This is a genomic window from Desulfosporosinus sp. FKB, from assembly GCF_002196705.1.
Taxonomy (GTDB): domain Bacteria; phylum Bacillota; class Desulfitobacteriia; order Desulfitobacteriales; family Desulfitobacteriaceae; genus Desulfosporosinus.
Genome location: NZ_NADJ01000038.1, coordinates 157,840 through 179,011 on the forward strand (window position 1 = coordinate 157,840; position 21,172 = coordinate 179,011).

Annotated in this window: 15 protein-coding genes; 1 reads left to right on the top strand and 14 read right to left on the bottom strand. The window is 44.0% G+C overall.

Annotated features, from left to right (window positions below; all coding sequences use genetic code 11):
• Positions 1-533: 533 nt before the first annotated feature.
• On the bottom strand, positions 534-2,216 hold the full coding sequence (locus tag B5Y67_RS26380; protein WP_348982309.1) for a peptidoglycan DD-metalloendopeptidase family protein: 1,683 nt from the start codon (positions 2,214-2,216) through the stop codon (positions 534-536).
• Between the two features lie 115 nt (positions 2,217-2,331).
• Here B5Y67_RS26380 and lexA point away from each other — a divergent pair, with 115 nt between their 5' ends.
• A complete protein-coding gene (lexA, locus tag B5Y67_RS17270) occupies positions 2,332-2,949 on the top strand; it encodes a transcriptional repressor LexA (protein ID WP_088227661.1) in 618 nt (205 codons plus the stop codon).
• Between the two features lie 396 nt (positions 2,950-3,345).
• Here the strand turns inward: lexA and B5Y67_RS17275 are convergent, their stop codons facing one another.
• From B5Y67_RS17275 to mutS, 13 genes are all read right to left on the bottom strand, one after another.
• The gene (locus B5Y67_RS17275) at positions 3,346-4,449 is read right to left on the bottom strand and encodes a D-alanine--D-alanine ligase family protein (RefSeq protein ID WP_088227662.1); all 1,104 of its coding nucleotides are present in this window, start codon (positions 4,447-4,449) and stop codon (positions 3,346-3,348) included.
• A 131-nt stretch (positions 4,450-4,580) separates the two neighbouring features.
• Complete coding sequence (lepB, locus tag B5Y67_RS17280; RefSeq protein ID WP_088227663.1) at positions 4,581-5,126, bottom strand: signal peptidase I; 546 nt, start codon at positions 5,124-5,126, stop codon at positions 4,581-4,583.
• 68 nt (positions 5,127-5,194) lie between these two features.
• Entirely contained in the window at positions 5,195-6,460 is a 1,266-nt protein-coding gene (locus tag B5Y67_RS17285) for an aminotransferase class I/II-fold pyridoxal phosphate-dependent enzyme (RefSeq protein ID WP_088227664.1), read from the bottom strand.
• Between the two features lie 27 nt (positions 6,461-6,487).
• Positions 6,488-8,098, bottom strand: coding sequence for a GTPase HflX (hflX, locus tag B5Y67_RS17290; RefSeq protein WP_088227665.1), 1,611 nt, complete (start codon positions 8,096-8,098; stop codon positions 6,488-6,490).
• Positions 8,099-8,149: 51 nt separating this feature from the next.
• A complete protein-coding gene (locus B5Y67_RS17295) occupies positions 8,150-9,121 on the bottom strand; it encodes an AAA family ATPase (protein ID WP_088227666.1) in 972 nt (323 codons plus the stop codon).
• 74 nt (positions 9,122-9,195) lie between these two features.
• Positions 9,196-11,019 (bottom strand): translational GTPase TypA, encoded by a 1,824-nt coding sequence (typA, locus tag B5Y67_RS17300; protein WP_088227667.1) that lies wholly within the window; start codon positions 11,017-11,019, stop codon positions 9,196-9,198.
• Positions 11,020-11,206: 187 nt separating this feature from the next.
• Positions 11,207-11,446 carry an RNA chaperone Hfq gene (gene hfq, locus B5Y67_RS17305; protein ID WP_047808087.1) on the bottom strand — a complete coding sequence of 80 codons (240 nt, stop codon included), beginning with the start codon at positions 11,444-11,446 and terminating at the stop codon, positions 11,207-11,209.
• 35 nt (positions 11,447-11,481) lie between these two features.
• Positions 11,482-12,423 carry a tRNA (adenosine(37)-N6)-dimethylallyltransferase MiaA gene (gene miaA, locus B5Y67_RS17310; protein ID WP_088227668.1) on the bottom strand — a complete coding sequence of 314 codons (942 nt, stop codon included), beginning with the start codon at positions 12,421-12,423 and terminating at the stop codon, positions 11,482-11,484.
• 13 nt (positions 12,424-12,436) lie between these two features.
• Positions 12,437-13,240: a class I SAM-dependent methyltransferase gene (locus B5Y67_RS17315; RefSeq protein ID WP_088227669.1), complete on the bottom strand. Its 804-nt coding sequence runs from the start codon at positions 13,238-13,240 to the stop codon at positions 12,437-12,439.
• Positions 13,241-13,343: 103 nt separating this feature from the next.
• Positions 13,344-15,347, bottom strand: a complete 2,004-nt coding sequence (gene mutL / locus B5Y67_RS17320; protein ID WP_088227670.1) for a DNA mismatch repair endonuclease MutL — start codon at positions 15,345-15,347, stop codon at positions 13,344-13,346.
• Between the two features lie 2 nt (positions 15,348-15,349).
• Positions 15,350-16,678, bottom strand: coding sequence for a histone deacetylase (locus tag B5Y67_RS17325; RefSeq protein WP_088227671.1), 1,329 nt, complete (start codon positions 16,676-16,678; stop codon positions 15,350-15,352).
• The gene (locus B5Y67_RS17330; RefSeq protein WP_088227672.1) at positions 16,675-18,342 is read right to left on the bottom strand and encodes a hydantoinase/oxoprolinase family protein; all 1,668 of its coding nucleotides are present in this window, start codon (positions 18,340-18,342) and stop codon (positions 16,675-16,677) included. Before B5Y67_RS17330 ends, B5Y67_RS17325 begins: the two co-directional genes overlap by 4 nt.
• Positions 18,343-18,577: 235 nt before the next feature.
• Entirely contained in the window at positions 18,578-21,121 is a 2,544-nt protein-coding gene (gene mutS, locus B5Y67_RS17335; RefSeq protein WP_088227673.1) for a DNA mismatch repair protein MutS, read from the bottom strand.
• Positions 21,122-21,172 lie beyond the last annotated feature (51 nt).

The window sequence follows — 21,172 nt, forward strand, 5'->3', positions numbered from 1 at the left end:
ATATTGTAAAATCGGTTCTTATTTTAGGGCTGATTAAAAATGCCTAACAGCTTGAGGTTTCAAACTTTCAGGCACAACAACCAGCTTTGAGCGCAACTTGTCTGGCGGGAAGAATATCCCTATGTTACGACAAAACCCCTATATTTGGATTATTCCAACATAGGGGTTCGTCCTCTTATGGACATTATCGGCGTTTAAGAGTATAGTTTATACCCTTTCCTCGAAGTCTGTTTCCAGAACTTTCTTCTTCTTTATTAATTAATATATCATCAATTCCGATTTCGGCATAATCACCTTCAAGAGTATCTATACACTGACAACAATTATCACATAATTTACTTGGGTCTAGATCGCAGCGATCACACTCACCACAATCTGTGCATAGCCGGTCTTCCAAAATACATTGTTTACTAATTGTTTTCAAGTTTATCAATCCCTCAGAATTTAGTTATTTTTAATGATTTCTATGAGTCATCTGCTATTTGATTTATGTTACTTTCTATAATAACATAGAATACCGATTCCAGACAAAACTAATAAATTCCGGGGCTTGAAAATAAACGTCTTTGATCCTTGGAAAGATTATGAATCGCTGCATTGATTCGTTGATCAGCCCACCCTTCATCCAGTAATTTTATGCTATCACTGTAGCGCTGCTGACTGCCTAACAAGACGAGCAAAAGCTCCCCATCCGTGCAAGAGACATAGGATATGAGACATTGTCCCGCTTCAGTTGTTGTACCGGTCTTAAGGCCTTGATCCCCGGGATATACCCCCAGCAGGCTGTTGGTATTTTTAAGTACTATAGAATGGTCTCGTCCTCTTGAATCCGCCCAGTGTACTGCCGCAGTCTTTTCATTAACAAATTTCATTAAATCAGGATTGTTGATAAAGGCTTTGGCGATTTTGCTTAGATCACTAGCAGTTGTATAGTGATTAGGAGCCGGAAGTCCATGAGGATTTACAAAATTGCTTTTGGAACATCCCAAGGATGAGGCATACTTATTCATTTCTCCTGCAAAGGCTGGTATTGTACCACTTACTTTCACTGCTAGAGCGGCAGCAGCATCATTAGCACTGTGCACAAAGAGTGCTGTCAAAAGATCGCGGACTGAAATCTCATCCCCAGGCAAGAGACCCAGCCGCGAGCCTTCCACTTCTACCTCTTTGCCCACTCGGACCTTTTCCGTTTCTTTAAGACTCTGTACTGCAAGCAAACCGGTAAGAAGTTTTGTTGTACTCGCGGGAGCACGTTGAATGTCGCCATTTCTTGCCTTTAATAAACGGTTAGTTTTTAGGTTGATCAGAATATAACTTAGATCTTGAGTCGATAGTTCCTGAGAATCAAATATATGCGAAACTGAAGGTTTTGCCGAAATTTGAGACGTTAAAACTGAGTTGTTGTTACCCTTAACCGAGTTCTCAGCATCCCAATATTGCCAGACAACGAGAAAAGGATAAGGATTTAACCACTGACCATTTGGGAGTTCAATGCCCAAATGAAGATGATCCGGTGTCGTTAAAGCATCTCCCGTATGACCCATAGTTCCAATAGTTTCGCCTGCTTCAATTCGTTTTCCTTTAACTAATTTGAACGATATTGTTTCCAAATGAGCGTAATAATAATAATTCCCATCATCGCCGCGTACTCCAACTCGTTCTCCACCCAAGCGATTCCATCCCAGCTGTTCTATTCTTCCTCCGCAAATGTTGATTATCGGAGTACCTTCCGGGGCAAAGAGGTCCGTCCCCTCATGAGTACGTTTACCTCCTTCACGATCTGCACCGTAACTATCTTCAAACCATGTTTTTCCAACTACCGGGAATCTGTACCTTCCTGGTGTGAGATATTTAAATTGAACTAATATTTCCCGATGTCTTGTTACTAGTTTCTTTGCGGGCAGAGGAATATCCCCCCAGGATAAGTTATTGAAAGAAATCCTATTTTTGAGCTGTTCGGTTAATAATTGGGCCTCCTTTGGGGAAAGTGTTGAACGGACCGCCAGCAGATCCTCCCAGGAAACTGTCTTACCGGCCCTATACTCTTGGGAACATTCCTTAACGACGTCGGGAGAAATCGAGAGCAAGTAAGGATAAACATCCTTATCCTGGCTGGGATAACGATGGATTAAGTTCCAAAAAACCAAGGCCACAGCCATCAGACAAAGGATTTGAGTCAGCGCTATCAGAAAATTCCGCCGAATCTTAGTTCGCAAATCGTCATCTCCTCTTCTCTGTCTTTGTTATATAGTTATCATTCTTCGAACATTTGTTTGCAATACGTTTCAAGGAATGGTAAAATATACATGATTATTAATAGGGAGTGAAAGTATGTACCCAGATTTATCGGAACGACAAACTAGAATTTTGGATTTTATTAAACAAGAAATCCACAAAAAAGGATATCCCCCCTCCGTTAGAGAAATCGGCGAAGCAGTTGGATTATTGTCTAGTTCTACAGTTCATGGGCATCTTCAAACTCTTGAGGATAAAGGATATATTCGGAGAGATCCCACGAAACCGAGGGCCATCGAGATTTTAGACGGTACCAGTGACGCTCTCGACTCAAGGAAAGTTGTTCATATTCCAATTATCGGGCGTGTAACAGCAGGGCAGCCCATTTTGGCTGTAGAAAATATGGAAGGAACGTTTCCCTTGCCTGCTGACCTGGTCCATCAGGAAAACGTTTTTATGCTGCGAGTTCAGGGAGACAGCATGATTGAGGCTGGAATCCTGGATGGGGACTTAATTATTGTTCACCAGCAAAATGAAGCACGCAATGGAGAAATTGTCGTTGCCTTAATTGGAGACGAAGCAACTGTAAAGCGATTTTTTAAGGAAAGAACACTCATTCGTCTTCAGCCTGAAAACTCGGCAATGGAACCCATCTACTCTCAAGATGTTTCAATTTTGGGCAAGGTCATCGGTGTTTTTCGCACCCTGCATTAACTCCAAACTCCCTAATTAAGATATGCATCTTCCCTCTTACTTAGGTTAACTACTCACGAACTTAACTCAAAGGCGTAAATAATCTTGACTGGGACCCAAGGGTACAGTCTTCGCACTTGTAAGCCTCTGTGAAGAAGCAGAGCCAATAGTTCCACAGCGACACAGAGCACACTGAATAGTATAGTTAAAAATAATGGGCTGGAACAAACGTCTTTCTCGTTTGCTCCAGCCCATTGAGTTTAAGTGAGGGTGGTTCCCATACCATGCTTCGGTGGGGGTAGAATCCTTCCTTCAGCGCGATAGCATTTGTTATGGGATTGGCGCTTTCGGCGAAAGTGTCCACAGGACACTTTCGTCATCGAAGCCCCGATGTTCAGCTTTAGCTGAACAAGTTCACTAATCTTTTGATATTTTACTCTTCTGTTTTTCCTCAAACCGTTCAAATCCCAAGGTGATTAAATGATCAATCAGTTTCGCATAAGGAATGCCTGTTGCTTCCCAAAGTTTCGGGTACATTGAAATCTCCGTAAATCCCGGCAAGGTATTAATCTCGTTGAGAACAATTTCATTCTTATCTGTCAGGAAAAAATCCACACGGCTAAGGCCGCTTGCATCAACCGCACGATACGCTTCAATGGCCATACTCTGTAATTGTTCAATAATGAATTGAGGAAGAGGCGCCGGTATTTTCAAACTGGAGCCGATATCCGAATATTTCGCTTCATAGGAATAAAATTCTTCCGCCGGCAAAATTTCGCCGGGCAATGAGGCTTTGGGGTCATCATTACCTAAGACTCCAACTTCAATTTCTCTGCCCACGATATTCTCTTCGACGACAACTTTACGATCATAAGTCGTAGCCAGCTTTAAAGCTTGAATCAGTTCTGAATTGTTATGGGCCTTGGAAATTCCTACGCTGGAGCCTAAATTGGCCGGTTTCACAAAACAAGGATATCCTATTTTAGCTTCAATAGCTGCCGCCCAATCCTCCGGCTGCTTAAAGTAATCGGAACGCAAGATTGTAAGGTAATTGGCTAAAGGAAGTTTTTTATCCTGGAATACCACTTTCATGCGGTCTTTGTCCATTCCGAGAGAAGACCCGAGGACACCTGAACCGGCATAGGGAACATTGGCCATTTCTAAAAGTCCTTGCAGCGTTCCATCTTCCCCATATGGTCCATGGAGGACTGGAAACACAACGTCAAATTTCCCCTCATTAGGCAGCGTTCGGCCATCTAAGGCAATAAAGCGTGGATTGGAAGGATCAACGACAAGGGTTACTTGAGAAGCCTGATTGCTCTCGGGAAATCCTGCCTTAATTACATCTTGTGGGAGAATACCCCAAAACCATTGACCTTGCTTATTGATTCCGATAGTTTCAACATCATAGCGATTGCGATCAATCGCTTTATAAATCGACTGAGCCGAGTTAAGAGAAACTTCATGTTCCCCTGAACGTCCGCCAAAGATTAGAATCACACAGATTTTGTGATTTTCCACAATTCTCCACCCTCTCATAAGTATTCGTTACGAATAAAATTCCCTGATTGATTATGTTAGACCGTAACACTAGTTATGATGATTAGATTCATCATTTTAGTATATGCGCGAATTTAAAAAAAGCTCCCACCTTAGCGGGCGAGAGCTCCAAAATGATCAAGCGGCCAATAGCGGAACAACGTACGGCCCGTAATATTTTTTATAGGCAAAGTACCCCAAACTCTTGAATCATCGCTGTTGTTTCTATTATCACCCATCACAAATACGGAATCCTGGGGAACAACAATGGGACCGTAATCATTTTTGGATTTTTCCAAGATATAGGGCTCATAGAGAGGTTTATCATTGACATATGTCGTGTGATTACGAATCTCTATCTTATCTCCGGGCAAACCAATAATACGTTTAATAAAATCTTCCGTTGCATGGGCACTCGCAGGCGGTTTAAAAACCACAATATCTCCCCGGGTTAAGTGACCAATCTCCTTAAAGAAGAATTTATCGACAATGACCCGGTCTTGAAGCTGAATTGTCGGAAGCATTGAACCGGTAGGTATCTTACGTGCTTCAACAACATAAGTCCGCAACACCCAGGAAAGGGCGAAGGCAATCAGGACTATTTCAAGTAATTCTACAAAAAAGCGAGTCGTGCTTTTCTTGGATTCTAACTCTTCCATGATCCACCTCTTTTCTGTGTTTAATAGTATCACAGGATGGTCAAAGTTCCAAATATCATGACCAATACTTAACCTAAAAGTCCTTGCTGCCATAAATTCAGGGCGGCTAAAATATTTCCCATTTGGATATACCTTTGAGAAATCCCCCCCTGTTGGTAAGCAATATAAGGTTCTCTAAGAGGGCCATCCGCTGAAAATTCGCTCGTCGAACCCTGTATAAAAGTCCCTCCTGCCATAATAATTTCGTCTTCATACCCAGGCATGTCGGAAGGGACCGGTTTAATGTGAGAATCAAGAGGAGAACCTTTCTGAAGTCCTTGACAAAAAGCGATCATTTTTTCTCTCGATCCTAGTTTTACAGCCTGAATAAGATCCGCTCTGGGCGATTCGGGTTCTGGATTAACTTCAAAACCTAAGGCTCGCCAAAAAGCTGCGGAAAAAACCGCTCCTTTAAGAGCTTCAGACACAGTTAAAGGACTAAAGAACAGTCCTTGATAAAATAAGCGCTCCCATTCCAGGGTTGCACCCATATGACCGCCGACTCCAGGTGCCGTTAAACGCTGTGCGGCCAAACTGACTAAGTCAGACCGTCCGGCAACATATCCCCCGGTAGGAGCGATACTTCCTCCTAAATTTTTGATGAGCGACCCGGCCATTAAATCTGCTCCAATGTCACCAGGTTCCAGAGGTTCCACCAATTCACCGTAACAATTGTCCACAAATATAACCACATTAGGACAATGGCTTTTTACAAAATCAACAAGTTCCTTGAGTTGAGCAATCGTCAGGGAATTTCTCCAAGCATAGCCTCGCGAACGCTGGACAATCACCATTTTTGTTTTAGCCGTAAGAGCCTCTTTCAACAACCTAAATTGCATATGTCCTTGGCTGTCTAAAGGGATCTCCTGATAGCTTACCCCAAAATCCTGCAAACTTCCTTGTCCTTCTCCCCGAAGTCCAATAACTTCCTCCAGAGTATCATAGGGTGTACCACTCACAGAAATCATTTGGTCACCTGGCCGAAGGACGCCAAACAACGCAGCAGCAATGGCATGAGTACCCGAAACGAATTGCCCCCGTACAAGAGCCGCTTCTGTCCCCAGGATACGAGCTGCCACTCGATCAAGGACGTCCCGTCCGCTGTCTCCAAGACCGTAGCCCGTTGTTCCCTGAAGATGATAGGCAGAAACACGTTCTTCTTGAAAAGCTCTTAGTACTTTTTCATGATTTAAAGCCGAAACTTCTTGCAGATAGGGCAATTGTTGGCGGAGAACTTCTTCTGCCTCTGCAACTGCTTTATGGATAAGCTCCGGCCAATTAGGATTCGAAAACACGATGGTCCTCCTTATAGTTTAGTAACTTCACTCTAACATAGATTCCAGGACAGTCCAGACAGGGCTCAAAGAATCCCCACGTTTAAGCGATAAAGGAATAGGATAAGGCAAAAGCTGGGCCAGCTTTGAGATTTTCTCATCATCCTGAACTTTGTCAACTTTGTTGAGCAGAGTGATGATCGGCTTTTCTTGACACTCCAATTGTCCTAAAACGTCGTGGACAGTCTCAGCCTGTTGAATTGCCTGCGGATGACTTACATCTAAGACATGAATAAGAACGTCAGCCTGCTGAACTTCTTCGAGAGTTGCCAAAAAAGCTCTGAGCAGCTTAGTAGGCAGTTTGCGGATAAAACCAACTGTGTCACTCAGCAGAATTTCAAGCGCAGGTTTAATTTGAACTCTGCGGACAATAGGATCTAAGGTCGCAAATAATTTATTTTCTCCGCTAGGAATATCAGAACGAAAGCCGGCTTGCTCCATAGCATTCTTCATAAACGTCGTTTTTCCGGCATTTGTATAGCCAACCAAGGCTACTACAGTTAAACCGCTTTTAGCCCGCTGACGTCTTTGAATCTCTCGATGCTGCAGGACAGCTCTCAGCTCTTTTTCCAGAAGATTGATTCGTTCGCGCATTCTCCGACGATCAAGCTCCAATTTGGTTTCTCCAGGGCCGCGTGATCCAATTCCGCCGCCTAGCCTGGATAAAGCTTGTCCTTGTCCTGTTAAATAAGGCAGCAAATGTTTTAGCTGTGCCAGTTCCACCTGAAGTTTACCTTCACGAGAACGGGCACGCTGGGCAAAAATATCTAAGATTAGCCCCGTGCGGTCTAAAACTTTCAATCCCGTTTCCATTTCCAGGGTCCGCAGCTGTGCCGGGGACAATTCATCATCACTTATTAGCACCTCAGCCCTTGTTTCCTGAAGCCGATGAACTAATTCTTCCAGCTTTCCGCTGCCTATATAGCTTCGTGACTGGCCGTTACGGCGCAGTTGGACAAGCTGCCCAACGACCTCGACTCCTGCAGTAAGTGCTAACTCTGCCAGCTCTTCCAGATCCTCATTAAACTCTTGATCTGCTTCTTGCAAGGCCAGGAGAAATGCACGCTCTTTTTCAGGTTTCGTCTCTGTCTTTTTCCGCCCATTGTGACTGTGATAAGGATCAGGTATAGATTCGTAATAATCAAACTCTTGCCAGTTATTCGGGCTAAGATCAACTACTAAAGGATTACCATCACCTGTATGGTAAGCAAGTTGAAAACCTGTCAGTTCACCTTGGCGTACTCCAATAGCTGTCATACTTTCCAGCCTTAAAGATGTCAAGGCACTATAATCAAGGGAACTAAGCGTTGGAACTCCATTGGGATGGGTATGCAGGCAGCGCAAATGTTTGCTTTGTGATCTTCCCTTAAGGGGTGGGAGAGTAACCGCCGCATGTTTTCCCACAGCTGACGCAATCAGTACTCCCCCGCGGGAAAGGTAAATACAAATCTCTCGGTTCCAAAGCTGTGTCAAACGGATTAGGCTGCTGAGAATTTGGGGATGAATCAATTGCTGCCGCTCTGTTTGATAATCGGACAGCATTTTAAGCTCCAGTATTTGACTCGCCTTGATACCAGACAAATCGCCCGAGACTTCCATAGTTTACAACCTCGACTTTAACCTTATTAAAAACAAACACCGTGGTGCACGTTAAATCGTTTCCATATTAATATCTTCCGGTAAAATTTGAATAAGTTCTTCCCTACTGGACGTCGATTTCTGAAACAAGCGAACAGCCTGCTTACGAACTGTTTTCTCCACAAGGTTACGCACTAAGCGAGCATTCCCGGCATAGGGGTGGGAATGCAGAAGCGAGTGCAGGTAGCTGCGGAGCGCCTCATTCGCTTCTTTCGTTAACTCGTATTGCCGGGTTTTGAACATCAGATTTCCAATAGCTAACAACTCTTCCAACGTATAATCCGGAAAATCAATATGAATCGGAAAACGCGAGCGCAGTCCTGGATTGGTCTGAAGAAACCAATCCATTTCCTGACGATAACCCGCTAAAATCAGGACAAGATTATCCTTATTATCCTCCATCGCTTTGACTAAAGCATCAATTGCTTCTTTGCCAAAGTCTTTCTCACCGCCGCGAGCTAAAGAATAAGCTTCATCGATAAATAAAACTCCGCCCAGAGCCTTCTTGATTTGTTCCCTCGTTTTCTGAGCCGTGTGTCCGATATATTCACCGACAAGATCTGCCCGCTCACATTCAATAACATGCCCTTTTTGCAGAACTCCCATTTCTTTATACAGGCGACCGACTAAGCGGGCTACCGTTGTTTTTCCCGTCCCTGGGTTTCCACGGAAAATCATATGCAAAACCAAAGGCTCTGATACAAGCTTTTCCTGAGTTCTCCGCTTTTGAATTTCCACAAAGGCTTGTAAGTCAAGAATAAAACGTTTCACCGTTTCAAGCCCAATATAGGATTGTAATTCTGCAAGAATTTCCGCGATTTTATCTTTATCTTTATCTTTCTCTGTTGAGGAAAAATTACTTTTACGAAGGCGTATCCCTATCCCCTCCGTGGAATGAGCCGACACTTCAGGTTTGGGGGGTATGGGTGTTTGAATCACCGGAGACTGCTGATTTTCCGGCCGAAACGTTACTCGAATTGTCATATGTACAGGCACACCTCCCATCCTTACTACTATACGCAGGAAGGAATAAAAGGTGTCCTGATTTTTAGGTGGTATTATTTTCCTGTTAAGCTCTTGGCATATTTCACACGTGAGGCATGGTCAAGGAATTTTTTCCTCAGGCGTACACTTTTGGGGGTAATTTCGACAAACTCGTCATCATTGATAAATTCCAAGGATTGCTCTAAAGACATTTCTTTGGGTCTTTCAAGACGTAAAGCTTCGTCGGCAGCGCTTGTCCGCATGTTGGTGAGGTGCTTTTTCTTACAAACATTTACTTCAATATCCTGTTCGCGGTTATTTTCCCCCACAATCATGCCTGCATAAACATGAAGTCCGGGATCAACAAACAAATTTCCTCTTTCCTGGGCTGCGTATAACCCATAGGTTGTCGTCTCACCTTCTTCAAAAGCAATCAAAGCTCCTCGAGTTCTTCCGGGAATTTCACCTTTAAAAGGTTCATACCCAAGGAAGACGTGGCTCATCATACCTTCACCCCGTGTTTCAGAGAGAAACTCACTTCGAAAACCGATAAGACCACGGGCAGGAATTTTAAACTCAACCCGCAGCTGTGTCTCTGACAGACTGGTCATATTGGCCATTTCTGCTTTTCGTTTCCCTAAGAGTTCCATGACTGCTCCTAAAGATTTCTCCTGAACGTCACAAATGAGAAATTCCATTGGCTCACATTTTACCCCATCAATCATCTTATAGATAACTTCAGGCTTGGAAACTTGCAGTTCATAGCCTTCACGGCGCATGTTTTCGATGAGTATGGAAAGATGTAATTCTCCTCTGCCGGAAACTTTAAAACAATCTGCCGAATCCGTTTCTTCGACTCTTAAACTGACATTCGTCTCAATTTCCTTCCAAAGCCGTTCACGCAGCTTCCGGGAAGTTACGAAATTCCCCTCACGTCCCGCAAAAGGACTTGTATTAACCATGAAATTCATGGACAAGGTTGGTTCGTCAACCTCAATAACTGGCAAAGCTTCGGGATTTAGAGCACAAGCTACAGTTTCCCCAATATTGGCACTGGTTAATCCCGTTAAAGCAACAATTTCTCCTGCCGAGGCTTCGGCAACATCCTGACGCTTCAAGCCCTCAAAAACCATGACCTTGCCAACCTTTGCCCGTTCAAAACTCTCATCTCGTTTAATAAGAGTAATGGTTTCGTTTTGATGAACTGTTCCTCTTACGATTCTTCCGACGACAATTTTTCCCACATAATCATCATAATCGAGAGTCGTGACCAGCATTTGAAAAGGAGCTTCAAGGTCCACAACCGGCGCAGGAATGTGATCAAGAATAACGGAAAATAAAGGCTCTAAGGTATCTTCAAGGGCATCAGAGGAAAGCCCTGCAATCCCGGCTCGCGCTGAAGCATAGACGACAGGAAAATCCAATTGATTATCCTCTGCTCCCAGTTCTATAAAGAGATCTAATACCTCATCGACAACTTCTGTGGGACGGGCATCGGGACGATCAATCTTATTAATAACAACGATAGGAATCAATTTTAATTCTAATGCTTTACGCAAAACAAAGCGAGTTTGAGGCATCGGCCCTTCAAAGGAATCGACAATGAGAAGAACGCCGTTAACCATTTGTAAAACTCGCTCAACCTCTCCTCCGAAATCAGCATGACCAGGTGTATCAATAATGTTAATTTTTGTTCCTTGCCAATGAACGGAAGTATTTTTAGATAAAATAGTAATACCACGCTCCCGTTCTAAATCATTGGAATCCATAACACGTTCCACAACCTGCTGATTTGAACGAAACGTGCCGCTTTGTTTTAACATCGCATCGACAAGTGTTGTTTTCCCATGATCCACGTGAGCAATAATTGCAATATTTCTTAAATTTCGAGTTTCCATAGTTGGATTGAATTCCTTTCTTTTACCTTAATAAATGCATACAAAGCTAAGATATCATAGTTAGGTATTGAATTCAAGTAAAAAGAACTAAGCCCGGCATTTCCGAACCTAGTTCTTTCGTCCAAAATTAAAAATCCTTAAGATCTTTATGTTTGGGAATAAATTTCAGCGAATTATGCTTAGCGTTTTATTCTACAGCAGCTGCAGTTGCTAAATTAATCGGACGTATCGGCATAACCGTAGAGATAGCATGCTTATAAACCATTTGTTGCCGACCTTCAAATTCAATCACAACCGTAAAATTATCAAACCCCTTGATAAGTCCTTTAAGCTGAAATCCGTTAACCAAATAAATGGTCACGGGTAGGTTCTCCTTGCGTACTTGATTTAAAAAGGTGTCTTGTAAATTGATGGGCGATTTATTCATATATTTCCCTCCATCACCTTATATTTCTACGCCATCTATTCTACACGAGTTTGCTGGGCTCTGCAAGTCAAGATTAGTTCTTCAAGGATTTGATCAATTCCCTCTTCGGTATCATACCAATGAATTCTGGGATCACGGCGAAACCAGGTTAATTGACGCTTGGCAAAATGACGGGTATCCCTTTGTAAAATTCTGAGCATTTCATCCTTTGTCACAAGGCCTTGCAAACACCAGACAGCATGCCTGTAGCCAATACTTTGGAGCGGTTTCAACGTTGAAGAATATCCCGTCTTAAGCAGGTTAAGAGTTTCTTCAAGTAAACCTTCGGCAAGCATTATTTCACACCGTCGATTTATCCGCTCATAAATGATTGCACGGGGAGCAGTTAGCCCAATATAAAGCACCTGAGGATCTAACGGCCGGTATTCATCATCCTTGAACTGACGCTGACTGGACAATGGTTTACCGGTCAATTCTTGAACTTCTAAAGCCCGAATCACGCGCAGCACATTATTAGGATGCAATTGACGGGCAGTTTCCGGGTCTCGCTGCTCCAGCACCTGATGTAAGGCTTGATTGCCATAATTATTAACAAATTCCTGCCATTTAAGACGTATTTCTTCTGAACCACGCTCCCAGAAATCATAAGGATCCAGCAAGGAACGAATGTACAGACCTGTTCCTCCAACCACAATGGGAACATGACCTCGATCACGTATTTCCTCTATCAGAGAACTTGCCGATTTTTTAAACTGAGCAGCCGTAAAAGGTTCCGTAGGATCTAAACAATCGATAAGATGATGAGGAACGAGTTGCAGTTCTTCCTGGGAAGGTTTGGCTGACCCTATATCGAGTTTTTGATAAACTTGGATAGAATCTCCGGAGATAATTTCTCCCCCGACTTTTTGGGCAAGAGCTAACCCCAATGAAGACTTGCCAATGCCGGTTGGGCCAATAATGATAACCAGTGGTAACAAGACAACTCCTCCATTAAATTATAATAAGACCATAATCAACGGAACTGTATCGACCGCCAGACATTAGTTTGAAACCAAGGCGATTAAACTCCCCGCTGTCCTTCCGCTCCTTAAGCACAACTCTTTTTCGAGCAACTCGGCAGGCTTCCTTCACAGTCTGCTGATCAAGGGGACTGTGCTCAGACCATTGGTGCAAGGGCTGGATACCATCGGATTCACGAAACGTTCTGCGAAACATCGGGTCAAAATATATCACATCAATAGACTTTGAAGGACAACAACTTAGAAACTCCTTGTGGTCTGTCCAGCGAACGTCAATCCTTGAGGCAGCTTGCACTAAGGATGTCCATGCCTTTTTCTTATGTTCAGTTCTAGCTTGAAAACTAATTTCCGTAAGATGCATTAGACCGTCTTGAATAACTGCAGTTAAAATCGGGGATTTTTCCAATCCTAAAACATGACCACCCTCTCCTACAGCAAGCGCACCGATAAGAGCGTCGGAAGCCAGCCCTAAGGTAGCATCGAGAAAGGAATCACCAGCCTTTAATTGAGTCGCATCTAGGAAACGATCTGAACTGCCTCGTAAAATGTTAATAGCCCGAATTAAAGCCATATTAGGATGAAACGCTAAACGGTTCCCCCCCAAGATTAGTTCCACACCTCGCCTTGAAATTTTTAGTTCAGGAAGAGATCCTAAATTGTTTTGTTGATCAACCCAAGAACATCCCGGTCGTTGTCGGAACCACTGAACCCGTTCCCAGAGTTCGATGTCGGGCTGAGTAACTCTTAAGTAAATTGGAATAATAGGCTGATCCATGAATCTCCTCCCTTTAAAACCTCCATTATAACAGTCTCTGCACAAATGCTCTTCCTTTGTATAACACCAGTAGTATGTCCCTGTCAATTCAATGCTCAACCTTCTAAAGAACTCGGTAAAAACGCTTCTCAAGCTCTGCACGGGTGATCTTGATGGTTGTAGGGCGCCCATGCGGACAGGTATAGGGATTCTCTGTCTGACTTAAGCGGGAAATTAATTGTTCCATTTCTAATAGCGAGAGGCAATCCTTAGCCCTGATTGATTCCTTACAGGCCAAAAGATATATCCACTCTTTTAAAAGCTGATCAAAACTTGGAGAGGTGTTTTTTTGCAAAATCTCTTCCAGGAATTGCCGCAGCAGCTCATCCGCTGGAACACTCCCCGTTTGGACAGGGACGCCACGCAATAAATAGGTTTGATTTCCAAATTGCTCAAGAACGAAGCCCATTTCCCTGAGTATCCACATCTGCTCGATTAACATTTGTTCTTCCTGAAGCGTGAGCTCCAGCGGAATTGGTATTAAAAGCATTTGGCTTTCTTGCTTTCTAGCTTTCACTTCAGCCAGAATACGTTCATAATTTATCCGTTCATGGGCTGCATGTTGATCAATCAGCAAGAGAACATCACTATCAGTTGCTAAAATATAGGTATTAAACAGCTGCCCAATTGGCCAGAAACGGCTGAGGCTATGACTGTCATTATCCGCTTTGTCCATTGTCGCTGAATCATTCGTTCCTTCTTCCCTGTTCTTTGGAATTTCTCGATCTTCCGAAAAAACTGGAGGAATTAGAGTGACATTGTCATCAGAGAATAGATTACGTTGCCGGGGGAACGTCTTTTTGGCCTCAGCCGTTGATTCAACATTCACAGGTGAACGTGAAGATCCTTGATCTTCAGAGACAATGGGCTCAGCTTCTTTTTCCGGTAATAACGCTTTGGGTATCGATGGATCTTTCCTAACCTGGTTTTCGCGAATTTCTTCTCTGGCTTGATGCGCAGAATTTTGTGGACTGTTATAAGGCGCAGTCACGATCCGAATAGGTTTTCCCTGGACAACCGTATTTGCCTGAGTTCTAAGCACCGATTCCATTGGCCTGCCAAAGGATGGCAAGGGTTGACTCTTTAGCAGGGTTTGGTAAATAGTCTTGGTTATAAATGAGGCAAGCTCCTGTTCGTTCTTGAATTTCACATCCATCTTAGCAGGGTGGACATTGACATCATAATCTGAGGGAGAACCGTGCAGGTGAAGGGCAACTAGCGGATGAAGTTTGACCGGAATCAGCGTACGGTATCCTTCTTCTAAAGCATTGCTTAAAAAGGAAGAACGCACAACCCGCCCATTAATCATAAAGGTCTGAGCTTGTTTAGTTTTTCGAACCAGATCCGGAGGACTGATTAAGCCTTCCAACCTCCAATCCTGGCTTTGGGCATCCACGACTATCAACTGACGGGCTATTGATTGACCGAAAATAGCTCCCATCGTTTCCTTTAAATCTCCTCGCCCTGAGGTTTGCAATACCCTTTGAGTGGGATGGGCTAAAGAAAAGGCGATCGTCGGATGGGCGAGGGCAATCCGACCCACTGTATCGCTGATGAGACCAAATTCAGTCGCTTTGGACTTCAGGAATTTCAAGCGAGCCGGTGTATTAAAAAAGAGATTGCGCACTGTCACGGATGTTCCGGCAGGACAGCCCACTTCTTGGAGAATCCCCTCTCCTCCTCCGGTCAGAGTGTAGGATATACCTGAGATCTCTGTCTCTGGGCGAGAAACAATTTCCAGAGTAGACACTGAAGCGATGCTCGCTAAAGCTTCTCCTCGGAAGCCAAGAGTTTGCAAATAATCCAAATCTTGAATTCTGGTAATTTTACTGGTAGCATGACGAAGCACCGCTAAGGGTAAATCCTCCTCGCTCATTCCCTTGCCGTCATCCCTTACTCTAATCAGCGGAACGCCATTTTCTTCAATTGAGATATCGATATGTTTTGCTCCGGCATCTAAAGCGTTCTCCACAAGTTCCTTAACCACAGAAACCGGACGCTCTACCACTTCCCCTGCCGCGATTTGATTCGCCGAATGGGAATCAAGGATATGAATTGCCGATGTCAACCTCAATCCTTCTTTCTCTGCCATACCTGATGTTGATTATGGAGCTGATTTTGCAGCAGGCCGCTGTGAATCTCTTGATGATGATGCTGCACATATTCCCAGAGATCATAGCCTGCCTGTTCACATTGGGGACAAGCCTCAAAAGGAATACGCACCAAAACAGACTTCGTCTTCGCATGAGTTCGCTGACTTTCAATATATACCGTACCTGCACAATGATTACACTTACGCACAAAATCCTGTCGTGTTTCTTGAAACCCTTCCGTATCATAATAGACGGAATGAGGAATGTAAACCCATTCTCCTGCCGGGAAGAATTTTACATTGTGAATTGTAAAGTCAGGTTTAACTATTTGAGTTTGCTTTTTAAGGGTCTCTACGTAGGGTTTAAGGGTTGCTAAGGGTAAACTCGAACGCCCTATTTTTTGAGGTTCGCGAACATAATGATAGTCTTCACCCGCCAAAGCCAATAAAATTGCCAGATTAACAAAAGGAAGCGCTCCTTCAATGGAATAGCCGCCTTCGAGAACAGCCAGGTCGGGCTGAAGGAGTTCGGTTATCTTTCCATACCCTGAAGCCGTAAGATTCATGGAAGCTAAAGGATCCGTAAAATGATTATCCTGTCCCGCAGAATTAATGATCAATTCCGGTTTAAAGGCTTGAAGACGGGGCAAAACCCAGGTTTCTAAAACATAGTGATACCCTTCATCCCCCGTTCCCGGAGGGAGCGGAATATTTAGAGTCTGACCCCATGCATTGGGGCCTCCTTGTTCATCAATAAAACCACTGCCCGGATAAAGCGTTCGTCCATCTTGATGTAGAGATATAAAAAGAATATTGGGATCATGATAAAAGATATCTTGAGTCCCATCTCCATGGTGAACATCGGTATCGACGATGGCAATTTTCTTGATGCCATAACGTGCTCTCAACTGATTGATAAGAATTGCTTCATTATTTATTGTGCAAAATCCGCGGTTCCCCCAAACCGTTGCTCCTGAATGATGTCCGGGGGGACGAACAAGAACAAAACCATTGGAGATCTCACCCCGAATCCGTGCCTCTCCCAGTAAGATAGCACTTCCTGCGGCGATAAGATGAGGATCCAAGGTTTCCGGATACAATGATGGCGTAGGAAATAAGGCTTGAGCTTGAGCTACGTCTGCTAATGAGGCAACTCGAGGAGTAAATTGCTTCACTTGCGGCAAATCAAGAATTCCTTCTTCAAAGAGTTGTTCCTGAGTATACAAAAGACGTTCCTCTCGTTCAGGATGGGAGTTGCCTAAAGACCAATCAAAAGCGGGGAAAAATAATATTCCTGTATGCTTCATTTTACAACCCTCCCTATCACTCCAGGTCGTAGATGGGCAGCTCCACGAATAATTTGGCCTACCGTTTGATAGTTTTGAACGATAGGGAAGAAATCAAAAGGTTCTTTCTCGATATCATGAATTTGAATTCCATACTGTTCTGCTTGTTTTTGGACAAGTTGATCTAAAAAGTCTTCAACTTCACGGTAAGGACGCTGAGATCCCGTCCATTTTCCTTGCTCACCTGTTTCCTGCACATGATAACGTTTCATGTAAGTATCCAGATGAAGGGTACAATCAAAGGTCGGCCGGGCCATGGCTGCCCCCAGAGCATTGGAGACTTCGGGATAAACTCCAAGCAGAACAGGAGTTCCCAGGCGTTTTTGCAAAGCTTTCGTCAACCCTTGGGCTCCGCCTCCGCTTACCAGCGTATTAAAGGTCTGAGCCTCATGGGGATGAAGAACTTCCCATACTTTGTAAGCAGGCTCGTCCTGCCATTCACGTTTTAAAGAATCAACAGCCTCTGCAATTCGGTTCACGACGGCCTCAATAATGTCACCGGCAAGCTGCTGATAATACTGAGGATCCCTGCGATCAGGCGGACAAAGAGACGCCAAAGCTTCTTCTGCCAATTGGCGGTTGCCATAATCGATCAGCCCGAGATAACGCATAGCATCTGTCGGGGTCAAAGCTTTTCCGCCAAGGCAATAGGCCGGACCAAGACGATAGTTTTTTACCTCAAATCCCTGTCCAGAGGCCTCTATAACTGAATCTCCGCCAACCGGAATTGAGCGAACAGCCAGAGAATGAACGAGAGTCGAATAAGGACCAATTTCAGCCCCCCGCGAGCTGAGCAAAGGCGTTCCGGAAAGAATCAAACCCAGATCGGTGGTTGTTCCACCGATATCGACAACGATTGTGGAAGCAGAGGTTTCATTCTGAGCCAGAGCTGCCAGAACGCTCGCTGCCGGTCCGGAATAGATCGACTCAATGGGCCTGAGTTTCCCGATTGGCAGGATGCCCCCATCTGCTTTTAAAATTGCAATTGGAGCCTGAATCTTAAGACCGGAAAGAGCCGTTTGTAATTGCTGAGCGAAGTGCTGATAGCGTCTCGTGACTCCCAAATTCAAATAGGTTGTAAGGCTGCGGCGATAAAAATTTGCTTGGCCCCATTCATGTCCCAGGGCTATCTGACATTTGGGGTAAGACTTCCTTAAATAATCCGCCAGCTGGGTCTCATGGAGATTGTTCCTATGAGAAAATTTGCCTACAACTGCCACCAGTTCAGGGCTCTCTGAGCGTTCCTTCCAGGTCAGACGCTGCCATTCACTCGGATCAGAGGGGCTGACTTCCCGTCCCCGAAAGTCCATCTCCCCGCTGAACACATGATAGTCAACAGGCCAAGGAAGAGCACTCAGGCTCATACCATTTCCGGGAAACAAAAATAGGTTAACAGGCGGCAGCCGTTTTTGCAGGATGGCATTGGTGACGAGTGTCGTACTTACTGTAATCTGATTTACTTGGCTGACGTCAGGCAATTTTAACGTTTCGAGGGCATTTACGATAGTTTCGACTAAATTCTCTTCCTGAGTAGGAACTTTAGCTGTCCGTTGAATTTGGCCCTGTTCAAGATATACCGCGTCGGTATAAGTACCTCCAACATCAATACCCACATGACAGGACAATATAATCCCCCCCAAATCCATCTTCGATATTTTAGCCATTAAATAAAATTTATAATGATATTCTAAGCATATATGATTCTGCTCCTGCAGAACCCTTGTTTTCCTATCATAGGCCATTTTCTTGAAATAAAGCGTTCCATCAAAATTGGTGATTTCTGCCTTAAAATCATTTATCCTTAAGCACGATAGCATTTGTTAATGGCTAGGATTGCACAGCTTTAACTGAACGAGTTCACTAAGTTGATTGGATTCGTTCCCTTAGATCAAAGAGATATTGTAAGGCTTGACGTGAAGTCATATCTTCTAATGGCAGTTGAGCCAATTCCTCTAAAATAGGATGGGTCTGCGCAATATCAAAAAGTGAGAACTGGGTTACAGCTTGAGAAGAATCGATTGGACCAGGGACGGATTTAGATGCCTCTAGTTCCAAAAGTAAGGTTTTAGCTCTCTGAAGGAGCTCATGGGGAAGACCGGCTAAACGGGCTACTTGAATACCATAACTTCGGTCGGCACGGCCCGGCAATATCTTATGTAAAAAGACAATGTCGTCTCCGCGTTCTTTAACGCCGACATGAAGATTGAAAAGACCAGAAAAATCATCTTCAAGTTGGGTCAGTTCATGATAATGTGTCGCGAAAAGGGTTTTGGGGTTAAAATCAGGATGTTGGACTAAGTATTCTGCGACAGCCCAAGCAATGCTCAGTCCATCAAAGGTAGCCGTTCCTCGCCCAATTTCGTCTAAAATGATTAAGCTCCTCCTGGTAGCATATTTCAAAATATGTGCTACCTCATGCATTTCGACCATAAAGGTGCTTTGTCCTGCCGCTAAATCATCTGACGCCCCTACCCGGGTAAAAATTCGGTCAACTAAACTAATTGTCGCTTGTTTGGCGGGCACAAAGGACCCAATGTGTGCCATCAAGACAATAAGAGCTACTTGTCGCATATAAGTAGACTTTCCTGCCATATTGGGCCCGGTAATGATGGCTAAATGACGCTCCCTGGACAACTGCGCATCGTTCGGCACAAAGACACCCGCCTCTAACATATCCTCTACGACTGGGTGCCGCCCCTCTAAAATTGAAATTTGACCATCAATTGTTATTTGAGGACGAATGTAGCGTTTACGCACTGCGACTTCAGCCAAGCTTACGAAGACATCGATTTCTGCTAAACTATCGGCCGCCTTGAGGATAGCCTGAGTATAGGAACGAACATCTTCTCTAAGCTCCAGGAAAAGTTCAAACTCTAATTCCTTTAATCGTTCTTCAGCACCTAATATTTTTTCTTCATACTCTTTAAGTTCCGGAGTTATGAATCGTTCCGCATTTGAAAGAGTCTGCTTCCTGATATAAGCCTCAGGTACAAGATGGGCATTGGAATGTGTGATTTCTATATAATAGCCAAAAACTTTGGTATAGCCAATTTTTAGGGATCGTATCCCTGTCCTTTCACGTTCAGCGTTCTCAAGACCCGCGACCCACTCTTTTCCACCCGTTGCAATGGAGCGCAATTCATCCACCTCTTGGGAATATCCTGTTCTAATGATATTTCCATCCCGCAGAGATATGGGCGGAGAAGGATTGAGAGCGTTAAAAAGCGTATTGACTAAAGGATCAAGTCCCTCCAATACAGGAATTTTCCTTTTCAAAATAGTTGCAGTGTTTGAGTTAAGAATCTCACGAATTGCCGGAAGAAGGGCTAAGGTTTGAGCCAGGGATAATAAGTCCTTTGCATTGGCTGTTCCATAAGATACTTTTCCCATTAGTCGTTCCAAATCATAGACTTTAGCCAGAATTTTCATTAAATCTTGACGCAAAAAGGAATCTAGTGCTAACTCTTCAACAGTATTTAAGCGTTGTTCAATATCAGCTTGCACGAGCAAGGGTTTATCGATCCAATGTCTCAGTAATCTTCCGCCTAAAGCTGTTTGAGTCATATCGAGGACAGATAAGAGTGTCCCTTTTTTACCCTGATTTCTTAAGGATTCAGTAAGTTCAAGGTTTCGTCGAGTCCACTGATCGAGAAACATCCATTGCTCTGAGCGATACGTTTTGATCTCGACAATATGCGAGGGATCAACACCCGGCATCGTTTCCAGCAAATAGTCCCAGAGAGCGGATGCTGCTGAAGCCGCCACAGGGAATTCTTGAAGCAAAGGAGCCTGAGCAGAGAATCGCTGTTTAAATACCGTACTCTCATAAGCCTTAAGATCCCGAACACTGCAGTAGTATCCGGCCCATAGTTTTGCTTTCTTTACAAGTTCAGGCGGCAGCAAAATTTCAGCAGGATTAATGCGGGAAAGCTCGGCGAGCAAAGACTCGGCTTCCGAGGTCTGGAAAATAGCAAATTCTCCCGTTGACAAATCCAAAAAGGACAAGCCCCACTGAGTATTAAAAAAAACACTCGCTAAATAACGATTGCTGCGTTCAGAAATCGACTCAGTTAAAGTACCCGGAGAGACAATACGAATGATTTCTCGTTTAACAATACCCTTCGTGGCTTTCGGGTCTTCAACTTGCTCGCAAATGGCAACTTTATGCCCCGTGCTTACGAGTTTTACTAAATATGTCTCAACTGCATGATAAGGAACACCGCACATAGGTATCCGTTTGCCTTCCCCCGCATCTCGACTCGTTAAGGCAATTTGCAGGATCGGTGCTGCTAATTCAGCATCTTCACCAAACATTTCATAAAAATCACCAAGCCGATAAAAGAGTATCGCGTCGGGAACCGTTGCCTTTATTCCTTGATATTGTTTCATCATCGGGGTGGTCATCCCTTATACTCTCCTCTTGAGTTCATTTTACACCAGCAGCTAAATCTTAAA